We start from the raw sequence: 9,963 nt of genomic DNA on the forward strand, positions 1-9,963 counted from the left end.
AATTCCCGCGGCCCCGCCGGGGTCCCTACGGTTCGAGCATCCCCACCGGGACCGGGAGACCGGGACCGGGAATCGCGTACCGAGGAGACCCCCATGCTCCGACGACACGCCCGCGCGGCGTGTACCGCCCTGGTCGCCGCCGGAATGGCGCTGGCCGGACTCCAGTCCGGCACCGCCACCGCGGCCCCCCACGACCAGGCCCCCCACCCGGCCGTACGATCCGCGGCGGGCGCGCTCGGCGTCGACGCCACCCGCCCCGAGGTGCTCCGGGCCATGGAGCGCGACCTGGGCCTGACCCGCGCCCAGGCCCTCGCCCGGCTGGTCAACGAGGCCGAGGCCGGGGCGACCGCCGCCCGGCTCCGCCAGGACCTCGGCGGCTCCTTCGCGGGCGCCTGGCTCGACGGAGCCGACGCAGGCCGGCTGACCGTGGCCACCACCCGGGCCGCCGACACCGCCGCGATACGCGCCACCGGGGCGACGCCCCGGCTCGTCCCGCACGGACTCGCCGCCCTGGAACGCGCCAAGGAGGCCCTCGACCGGTCCGCCACCGCCGACGCGCCCGTCCGCTACGTCGACGTCCGCGCCAACGTGCTGGTCGTCGAGGAGGCACGGGCCGGAGCCGGGGCGCGACTGGTCGGCGCCACCGGCGTCCCGGGCGCGCTCGTCCGGTTCGTCCGCACGGCGGAGGCACCGCGCCCGCTGTACGACATCCGGGGCGGCGACGCGTACTACATGGGCGGCGGCGGACGCTGCTCCGTCGGCTTCGCCGTCACCCGGGGCACCACCCAGGGCTTCGCCACCGCCGGACACTGCGGCCGGGCGGGCACCACCACCAGCGGCTTCAACCAGGTCGCCCAGGGCAGCTTCCAGGGCTCGGTCTTCCCCGGCAACGACATGGCCTGGGTCGCCGCCAACACCAACTGGACCGCCACCCCCTACGTCAAGGGCTCCGGCGGCGCCAACGTCCAGGTCACCGGCTCGGTCCTGGGGGCCGTCGGCTCCTCCGTGTGCCGCTCGGGCTCCACCACCGGCTGGCACTGCGGGACGATCCAGCAGCACAACACCAGCGTCACCTACCCGGAGGGCACCATCTCCGGGGTGACCCGTACGACGGTCTGCGCCGAACCGGGCGACTCCGGCGGCTCGTACATCTCCGGCAGCCAGGCCCAGGGCGTCACCTCGGGCGGCTCGGGCAACTGCTCCAGCGGCGGCACCACCTTCTTCCAGCCGCTGAACCCGCTGCTGCAGAACTACGGCCTGACCCTGAAGACCTCGGGGACCGGCCCCGGCCCCGGGCCCGGCGAGCCGGAGCCCGGCGGCACCTGGTCGGCGGGCAAGGTGTACGCGGCCGGTGACGTGGTCACCCACGGCGGCGCGAGCTACCGCTGCCTCCAGGCCCACCAGGCCCAGACCGGCTGGGAACCGTCGAACGTCCCGGCCCTGTGGCAGCGCCTCTGACACGGACCGTCCGACGACCGGGGCGCCGCGGGCCCGAGGGGGGTACCGCGGCGCCCCCTCCCGCACGGGCCGTCCCCCTCTCGTACGGGCCACCCCCTCCCGCACGGGCCGTCCGCCTCAGACCGGGCCGTCCGCCAGACCGCCGCGCGCGATGACCTCCGCGTACCAGCGGGCGCTGTCCTTGAGGGTGCGGCGCTGGCTCGCGAAGTCCACGTGCACGATGCCGAACCGCTTGCTGTAGCCGTACGCCCACTCGAAGTTGTCGAGGAGCGACCACAGGAAGTAGCCCCGGACGTCCGCGCCGTCCGCGAGGGCCCGGTGCACCGCCGCCAGATGCGCGCGCAGGTACGCCACCCGCTCCGGGTCCTTCACCCGGCCCGACGGGTCGGCGTAGTCGTCGTACGCCGCACCGTTCTCGGTGATCACCAGCGGGACGCCCGGCAGTTCGTCCCGCAGCCGGACGAGCAGCTCGTGCAGCCCGTCCGCGTCCACCGGCCAGTCCATGGCGGTGCGCGGACCCGGCACCGGCTCGAACCGGACGTGCCGCTCGGCCCCCGCCCACGGCGAGGGCGACTCCGAGGAACCCGCCGCCACCACGGACGGGGAGTAGTAGTTGATGCCGAGCGAGTCGATCGGCGCCGCCACCGTCGCCAGGTCCCCGCCCCGTACGAACGACCAGTCGGTCACCGAGGCCGTGTCCCGGACCAGATCCTCCGGGAGCCGCCCGTGGAACACCGGGTCCAGGAAGATCCGGTTGCCGACCGCGTCGATCCGGCGCGCCGCGTCCACGTCCTCGGCCGCCCGCGAACCGGCCCGCACCGCGTGCAGGTTGAGCGTCAGCGACACCTCCGCCGGGCCCGGCAGCGCACCGCGCAGCGCCCGCGCGCCCAGCCCGTGCGCCAGATTGAGGTGATGGGCCGCCCGCAGCGCGGCGACGTCACTGGTGCGACCGGGGGCGTGCACCCCGTTGCCGTAGCCGAGGAAAGCCGCGCACCAGGGCTCGTTGAGCGTCGTCCAGGTCGCCACCCGGTCACCCAGCGCGTCCGCCACGATGCCCGCGTACTCGGCGAACCGGTACGCCGTCTCCCGCTCGGGCCAGCCCCCGGCGTCCTCCAACTCCTGCGGCAGGTCCCAGTGGTAGAGCGTCGCCACCGGCCGGATGCCCGCGTCGACGAGCCGGTCGGCGAGCCGCCGGTAGAAGTCCAGGCCCTCGCGCGCGGCGGGACCGCGCCCGGTCGGCTGCACCCGGGGCCAGGCGACCGAGAAGCGGTAGTCGGTCACCCCGAGCCGCCGCATCAGGGCCACGTCCTCGTCGACCCGGTGGTAGTGGTCGGCGGCGATGTCACCGGTGTCGCCGTTGCGGACCTTCCCTGGCGTCCGGCTGAAGGTGTCCCAGATGGACGGCGTCCGGCCGTCCTCGGCGGCGGCGCCCTCGATCTGGTAGGCGGCGGTGGCGGTGCCCCAGCGGAAACCCGCGGGGAAACGGAGGACGGTCGTGCGGTCGGTACGGGCGTCGAGCGCGGTCATGAGAGGGAGGCTCCCTGGGATGAGGGGTCGGAGGAGGAAGGGGCGGGGCTCCGGCGGGCGGTCAGCCCTTGACCGCGCCCTGCATGATGCCGCCGACGATCTGACGGCCGAGGAGACCGAAGACCAGCAGCACCGGCAGCGTCCCGAGCAGGGCGCCCGCCATGATCACGGACTGGTCGTGCACATAGCCGCCGCCGAGCTGGCGCAGGGCGACCTGCACGGTCGGCTCCGACGAGGTGAGGGCGACCACCGGCCAGAAGAAGTCGTTCCAGGAGGCCATGAAGGTCAGCAGCCCGAGCACCGCCATGCCGGGCCGCGCGATCGGCACCACGATCGACCAGAAGATCCGGCCGGTGGAAGCACCGTCGACCCGTGCGGCCTCGATCAGCTCGTCCGGGAGCGACTGCACCAGGTACTGGCGCATGAAGAACACCCCGAACGCCGACACGAGACCGGGCAGGATCACCGACTGGAGCTGGTTCACCCAGCCGAGTTCGGCGATCAGCATGAACAACGGGATCACCCCGAGCTGCGGCGGGATCATCATCGTGCCCACGGTGACCGCGAGGAGCGCGCCCCGGCCCCGGAAGCGGAGCTTGGCGAAGGCGAAACCGGCGAGCGTGCAGCACAGCACCGTGCCGAGGGTGACCGAGCCGGAGACGAGGAACGAGTTGAGGAGGGCCTTGCCGATGTCCGCCTCTTCGAGGACCGCCTCGAAGTTGCGGATCAGGTTCGGGCCCGGCAGGAGCGTCGGCGGGACCCGCGCCAGATCGGCGTTGGACCGGCTCGCGGCGACGATCGTCCAGTAGAAGGGGAAGGCGGAGACCAGGACGGCGAGGACGAGGATCCCGTACGCCAACGGCCCCGCGTGCAGGGTGCGGCCCGCTCTGGCGGTGCCGGGGCGCCGGGGCGCGCGCACGGTCATCGACCGGCCTCCTCGCGGGAACGGCGGCGCACGATCAGGGCGTTGATCCCGACGAGCACCACGATGAGCAGGAACATCACCCAGGCGATGGCGGCGGCCCGGCCCAGATGGAAGAAGCCCCAGCCCTGCTCGTACAGATAGAGGCCGAGCGTCTGGTACTGGTGGGAGATGCCGCCCGAGACCGAGCCTTCGAGCAGCAGCGGCTCCCCGAAGAGCTGGGTCGCGCCGATGGTGGAGACGACGACGGTGAACAGGATCGTGGGCCGCAGCCCCGGCAGCGTGACGTGGAAGAACTGGCGCCACCGCGAGGCGCCGTCCATGGCGGCGGCCTCGTACAGCTCGTTCGGGATCGACTGCATCCCGGCCAGGTAGATCAGCGCGTTGTAGCCGGTCCAGCGCCAGACGACGATCGTGGACACGGCGATCTGGGAGGCGACGGTGCCGTTCTGCCAGTCGACGGGACCGACACCGACGACCCCGAGCAGATGGTTGACGAGGCCGAAGTCCCGGCCGAAGAGCTGCGCGAAGACGAGGGTCGCGGCGGCCACCGAGGTCGCGTACGGCAGGAGGACCGCCGTGCGCAGGAAAGTCCGGCCCCGCATCCGGTAGTTGAGCAGATGCGCCAGCCCGAGTGCCATCACCAGCTGCGGCACGGTGGACAGCACGCCGATGGTGAAGGTGTTCCGGAGCGCGGTCCAGAAGTACGCGTCCCCGAAGAGCGCGGTGTAGTTGCCGAGCCCCCGCCACTCCATGGTGCCGGGCGTCTGGAGCTCCACCCGGTACAGCGAGACGTAGGCCGTGTAGAGCAGCGGGAAGAGACCGAAGGCGGCGAACAGGGTGAAGAACGGGGCGATGTAGGCGTACGGCGAGAACGTCTGCCAGGCCCGCCGGACCGGACCCCGCCGCACGGGCGGCGGGACGGACCTCGGCGGTGCCGGGGACGCGGATGCGGTGAGGGTCACGGCGCGGCCCTTCGAAGGGAACGGAGACACGGGGGTGGGAGCGCGGCAGGGGAGCGGAAGGACGGAGAACGGAAGGCAGGGGAGCGGCGGGACGGGGTGCGTCGGGGTCCGCGATCCGGTGGCGGCTCGTGGATCGGGTGAGCAACGCGCTTGCAGCGCACGGGAGTTCCGCCGGACCGGCGCCGGACGGACCGGCGCGAGGGGCGGGGAGGCGGCGCTGCCCGAGGGGGCGGGAGGGCCGCCGGAGCCGCGCCCCGGCAGAGCGGTGCGGGCGGTGGGCGGGCGACGCGGCCACCGGGAGCGGCAGTCGCGCCGGAGCCGCGCCCGGCGGCGCGGGCGCGGGGTCAGCCGATGGTGTTGGCGACGCCCTTCCGCGCGTTCGACCACGCCTTGTCGGGCGAGACCCCCTTGCGCTCGACCTCGCTCAGCGCGTTGGTGATCTGCTGGGCGATGTTCTGGTCGTGCACGCCGAGCACCTGGACCGGCGCCGCCTTCGCCGCGTCGCCGAAGATCTGCCCGATGGGCGCACCGGAGAAGTACGGGTCCTCGGCACCGGCGACCTTGTCGATGGCGCCCGTCGCCGACGGGAAGTTGCCCTGCTTCTCGAAGAGGCGCCGCTGCTGCTCGGGCGCGGTGAGCCACTTGATCAGCTCGTACGCCTCCTTCTTGTGCCGCGCGGCCCTGGGGACGGCGAGGTAGGAGCCGCCCCAGTTCCCGGCGCCGCCGGGCAGCGCCGCGATGTCCCACTTGCCCTTGCCGCTCTCCCCGGCCTGGCCCTTGATGTAGCCGAGCATCCACGCCGGGCAGGGGATGGTGGCGAACGAGCCGGCCGCGAAGGCCTGGTTCCACTGCGGGGACCACTGGTCGAGCTTGGCGCTCAGCCCGTCCCGGGCCGCCTGCACGGAGTGGTCCCAGGCGGTGCGCAGCGCGGGGTTCTCCTCCCAGATCAGCTTGCCCGAGGCGTCGTAGTACCGCTCCTTCTCCTGGCCGATCATGATCGAGTACAGGCTGCCGACGCTGTCGAGCCAGGCGCTCCTGCCGGGCGCCTTGGCCTTGTACTGCTTGCCGAGGGCCAGATAGCCGTCCCAGGTCGCCCACTTCTTCGCCAGCTCGGCCCGGTCGGTGGGCAGTCCGGCCTGCCGGAAGAGGTCCGTGCGGTAGCACATGGCCTCGGGGCCGACGTCGGTGCCGAGACCGAGGACCTCGCCGCCGCGCCCGGTGGCGGCGGCCCACTTGGCCGGGGCGAACTCGTTCCTGAGGCCCTCGGCGCCGTACTTCCTCAGGTCCTCGAACTTGTCGGACTGCTGCTGCGCGACGGAGGCGATCCGGCCGACCTCGACGCCCTGTACGTCCGCGAGCCCGCCGCCCCCGGCGAGCCGGGTCTGGAGGGACTTCCAGTAGTCGTTCTCGTCCTCGGTGTCGGTCTGCTTGACGGTGACGCCCGGGTGGAGCTTCTCGTACTCGGCGTACAGACCCGCCTCCTTGTACCCGAAGGAGCCGAACAGGTCCACGGTGAGGGTGATCCGGCCTCCGGCCCCGTCGGCGGCCCCGTCCCCGGAGGACCCGCAGGCGGCGAGCAGGGTCCCGGCGAGCGCGACCGCGCCGAGGCGGACGGCGGTTCTTCTGGCCTGGGTGGTACGGACGGTGGCGGCGGCTCGGGCGACGGGCATGGGGAAGTCTCCTTGGCTCCGGAAGCGGGCGGGGCGGGCACGGTCGGGCGCGGGCGGGCACGGGCGGGGAGGGGACGGTCGGGAGCGCCCGAGGACGCCCCCTGCGGGGCGGATCGATGAGAGCGATTCCCTGAGAGCGCTCTCAGCCATGCGGGGGAGCGTGCCCGCGAACAAGGCGATCCGTCAAGGCTCGAAGGCGTAACGGACGAGAAGGGGCGTCAACTCCCGTATGTGTTCACTCTCTTGACACGCGCGTTTCGGTGGTTCTACGTTTCCGGCGTTCTGAGAGCGCTCTCGGCAACACTCGAAGACAACCGAAGAGACGCCCGAAGGCGCCTGAAGACAAGCGAAGAGACGACCGAAGACGCCAGAAGAGACGCCCGAAGGCAACCGAAGAGACGACCGAAGACGCCGGGAGCCTCCCGTGGACTCCTCGCGGTCCTCCTCCCATGCGATCCCGCTTTCCCGTGTGTCCCCGTGCCCCCACTCGTCCCCACGACATGAGGTGCCGCACATGCCAGCCCCCCGCCCCAGGCCCGCCGCCACGCTGGTCCTGGTCTCCGCCCTCGCCGCCCTCGGACTCGGCCCCGCCGCGAGCCCGGCCGTGGCCGCCACCGTCCCCGCGGGTGCCGGAAGCCACTCCGACACCCGCCCCGCCGGAACCTCCGGCCCGACCACCAACACCGGCGCGCCGGTCACCCCCAAGGTCACCGCCGCAGCCCAGGGCAAGCCGGTCCCCACCAACGACTGGTGGTCCTCCCTGGCCTTCCAGCGGTACGGCGACAACCCCTGGTCCACCCCCATGTACGGCCACCCGCTCACCTACCAGGCCGTCGCCGGAGGGCTGGAGGTCGGCTATCCGACCAGCCCCGCGATCGTGGGCGACGGGCGCCAGTACGAGTTCCCCCACAAGCGGGACCTCACCCTCGGACTCACCGGCCTGAACTCGCCCGACACCAAGGCCGACGCCTGGTCCGACTGGACCGTCACCCCCTACTGGTCCGACGGCACCCGGACCCTGCGCACCACCATCGGCCACGGCCTGCCCTTCGTGTACGCCAAGGGCACCGGCGGCGACGCCCGGATCGCCACCGCCGAACCGCCCGCCGTCTTCGCCGACCAGGGAAACGTCCTCGGCATCACCGTCGCGGGCCACCACTACGCCCTCTTCTCGCCCACCGGCACCGACTGGACCGTCTCCGGCACGACCGTCACCGCCGGGCTCGGCGGCCGGGACCACTTCTCCGTCGCCGTCCTGCCGTCCACCGACGCCCTCGCCACCTACCGGAAGTACGCGTACAGCTTCGTCACCGGCTCCACCGTGAACTGGAGCTACGACGCCGGAACCGTCCGCGCCACCTACTCCCTCACCACCGAGGCGAAGGAGGGCACCGAACGCGGCACCCTCCAGGCGCTCTACCGCCACCAGTGGCTGCACACCACCGACCCGCTCACCCCGTACACCTACGTCTCGCCGCGCGGCACCATGAAGGTCCGCGAGGCGGCCTCCTTCAGCACCTCCCAGCGGTCCGCCGCCGTTCTGCCCGCACTGCCCGGCGGCACCGGAGCCGACACCGCGCGACTGCGCGGACACCTCGCCGAGGTGGCGAACTCGGCCGACCCCTTCTCCGGGGCCGTCGACACCTACTGGACGGGCAAGGCGCTCGGAAAGCTCGCCCAACTGGTGCCGCTCGCCGACCAGATCGGCGACACCGCGCTCCGCGACAAGCTCCTCGGCCAGCTGAAGGGACGCCTCCAGGACTGGTTCACCGCCGGGGGCGCGAACGAGTTCTCGTACGACCGCGTCTGGAAGACCCTCACCGGCTACCCGGCCTCCTACGGCAGCGACACCGAACTCAACGACCACCACTTCCACTACGGCTACTACGTGTACGCCGCCGCGATCATCGCCCAGTACGACCCCGGCTGGGCCGCCGACTCCGCCTGGGGCACCATGGTGAAGCTCCTGGTCCGCGACACCGCCAACCCGAGCCGCACCGACACCGCCTTCCCGTTCCTGCGCGGCTTCGACGTCTACGCGGGACACAGCTGGGCCAGCGGCCACCAGGGTTTCGCCGCCGGGAACAACCAGGAGTCCTCGTCCGAGTCCACCAACCTCAGCGCCGCCCTCGTCCTCTGGGGCTCCGCCACCGGCGACACCTCGCTCCGCGACCTCGGCGCCTACCTCCTCGCCACCGAGGGCGAGGCCGTCGCCCAGTACTGGTTCGACGCCGACCAGCAGGTCTTCCCCGGCTCCTTCGCCCACGACACCGTGGGCATGGTCTGGGGCAGCGGCGGCGCCTACTCCACCTGGTGGACCGCCAACCCCGAGGAGATCCACGGCATCAACGTCCTTCCCGTGACAGGTGGTTCGCTCCACCTCGGCGGACACAAGGAGGCCGTCCGGCGCAACATCGCCGAGATGGAACGCGAGAACGGCGGCCCCGCCGTCGAATGGCGGGACATCCTGTGGGAGTTCCAGTCCTTCGCCGACCCCGCCGCGGCCAAGGCCAAGTGGGACGCGGGCAACGCCGGATACACCCCGGAGGCGGGCGAGTCCAAGGCCCACACCTACCACTGGCTCACCGCCCTCGACACCCTCGGCGCACCCGACGCGACCGTCACCGGCTCCGTCCCCACCTCCGCCGTCTTCCTGAAGGGCGCCACCCGGACGTACGCCGCCCACAACTACGGTTCCACCGCCCGCACCGTCACGTTCTCGGACGGCAGGTCCCTCTCCGTACCGGCCCGTTCCACCGCGACCGGCACCGGCCCGGGGGGCCCGGGACCCGACCCCGAGCCCCCCACCGGCAACACCTTCCAGCTCCGCACCGGCGGGACGCTCACCACGGCCACCGGCACGACGGCCGTCAGCGACACCGTTCCCTCGGCGCGGGGCGGCACCTACGACGGCACCCCCAACCAGCCCCTCGTCTACCAGGCCCGGAACGTCGACGGCACGCTCAGGAGCGGCGGTTCCACCGCCTTCCGCCTCCAGGTCGACGCCGGTACGGCCGTCGGTCTCGGCCAGCAGGCCAGGATCAGCTACGACTTCACCGGCGACGGCACCTTCGACCGCACCGAGACGTACCAGTACTTCGCGACCGACCCGGTGGCGGGCTGGGAGGAGTACGGCCAGGGACGCGGCCCGCGGTCCACCACCGGCACCCTCGCCGACCTGCGCGGCGGCACCGTCCGCCTGGAGGTGTGGAGCGCCATCGGGAACGCCGACTCCCAGCTCGGGACGGGCACGGACCGCTCGGTGCTCGTCATCCCGTACGGCTGACCGAGGGGCGCGGGTGAAGGGGCGGGGGGGCCGGGGGGGGGCCCCCCGCCCCCCCCCCCCCCCCCCCGCCCGCCCCCCCCCCCCCCGGGGCCCGGCCCCGCTCGGGGGGGGGGGTAACGACGGGGGGGCGCCCCG

6 protein-coding genes are annotated in these 9,963 nt (G+C 73.1%); 2 read left to right on the forward strand and 4 right to left on the reverse strand.

Annotated features, from left to right (window positions below; all coding sequences use genetic code 11):
- Positions 1-93: 93 nt before the first annotated feature.
- Complete coding sequence (locus ACFXGN_RS03875) at positions 94-1,458, forward strand: carbohydrate-binding protein (RefSeq protein WP_384853032.1); 1,365 nt, start codon at positions 94-96, stop codon at positions 1,456-1,458.
- Between the two features lie 117 nt (positions 1,459-1,575).
- Here the strand turns inward: ACFXGN_RS03875 and ACFXGN_RS03880 are convergent, their stop codons facing one another.
- The 4 genes from ACFXGN_RS03880 to ACFXGN_RS03895 form a co-directional block, all read right to left on the reverse strand.
- Positions 1,576-2,985, reverse strand: coding sequence for a GH1 family beta-glucosidase (locus tag ACFXGN_RS03880; protein WP_384853034.1), 1,410 nt, complete (start codon positions 2,983-2,985; stop codon positions 1,576-1,578).
- 61 nt (positions 2,986-3,046) lie between these two features.
- Positions 3,047-3,910: a carbohydrate ABC transporter permease gene (locus tag ACFXGN_RS03885; protein ID WP_384853037.1), complete on the reverse strand. Its 864-nt coding sequence runs from the start codon at positions 3,908-3,910 to the stop codon at positions 3,047-3,049.
- On the reverse strand, positions 3,907-4,872 hold the full coding sequence (locus ACFXGN_RS03890; protein ID WP_384853039.1) for a carbohydrate ABC transporter permease: 966 nt from the start codon (positions 4,870-4,872) through the stop codon (positions 3,907-3,909). Before ACFXGN_RS03890 ends, ACFXGN_RS03885 begins: the two co-directional genes overlap by 4 nt.
- Positions 4,873-5,216: 344 nt before the next feature.
- Positions 5,217-6,542, reverse strand: a complete 1,326-nt coding sequence (locus ACFXGN_RS03895; RefSeq protein ID WP_384853042.1) for an extracellular solute-binding protein — start codon at positions 6,540-6,542, stop codon at positions 5,217-5,219.
- A 514-nt stretch (positions 6,543-7,056) separates the two neighbouring features.
- Between ACFXGN_RS03895 and ACFXGN_RS03900 the strand changes: the two genes are divergently transcribed.
- A complete protein-coding gene (locus ACFXGN_RS03900; RefSeq protein WP_384853044.1) occupies positions 7,057-9,828 on the forward strand; it encodes a glycosyl hydrolase in 2,772 nt (923 codons plus the stop codon).
- The last annotated feature ends 135 nt before the right edge of the window (positions 9,829-9,963 follow it).

The organism is Streptomyces sp. NPDC059247 (genome assembly GCF_042754005.1).
Lineage (GTDB): Bacteria > Actinomycetota > Actinomycetes > Streptomycetales > Streptomycetaceae > Streptomyces.

What these genes read in the sequence shown, in the direction of transcription:
- ACFXGN_RS03895 (WP_384853042.1), bottom strand. Translation starts at nt 6,542, where the DNA reads ATGCCCGTCGCCCGAGCCGCCGCCACCGTCCGTACCACCCAGGCCAGA.
- ACFXGN_RS03885 (WP_384853037.1), bottom strand. Translation starts at nt 3,910, where the DNA reads ATGACCGTGCGCGCGCCCCGGCGCCCCGGCACCGCCAGAGCGGGCCGC.
- ACFXGN_RS03880 (WP_384853034.1), bottom strand. Translation starts at nt 2,985, where the DNA reads ATGACCGCGCTCGACGCCCGTACCGACCGCACGACCGTCCTCCGTTTC.
- ACFXGN_RS03875 (WP_384853032.1), top strand. Translation starts at nt 94, where the DNA reads ATGCTCCGACGACACGCCCGCGCGGCGTGTACCGCCCTGGTCGCCGCC.
- ACFXGN_RS03900 (WP_384853044.1), top strand. Translation starts at nt 7,057, where the DNA reads ATGCCAGCCCCCCGCCCCAGGCCCGCCGCCACGCTGGTCCTGGTCTCC.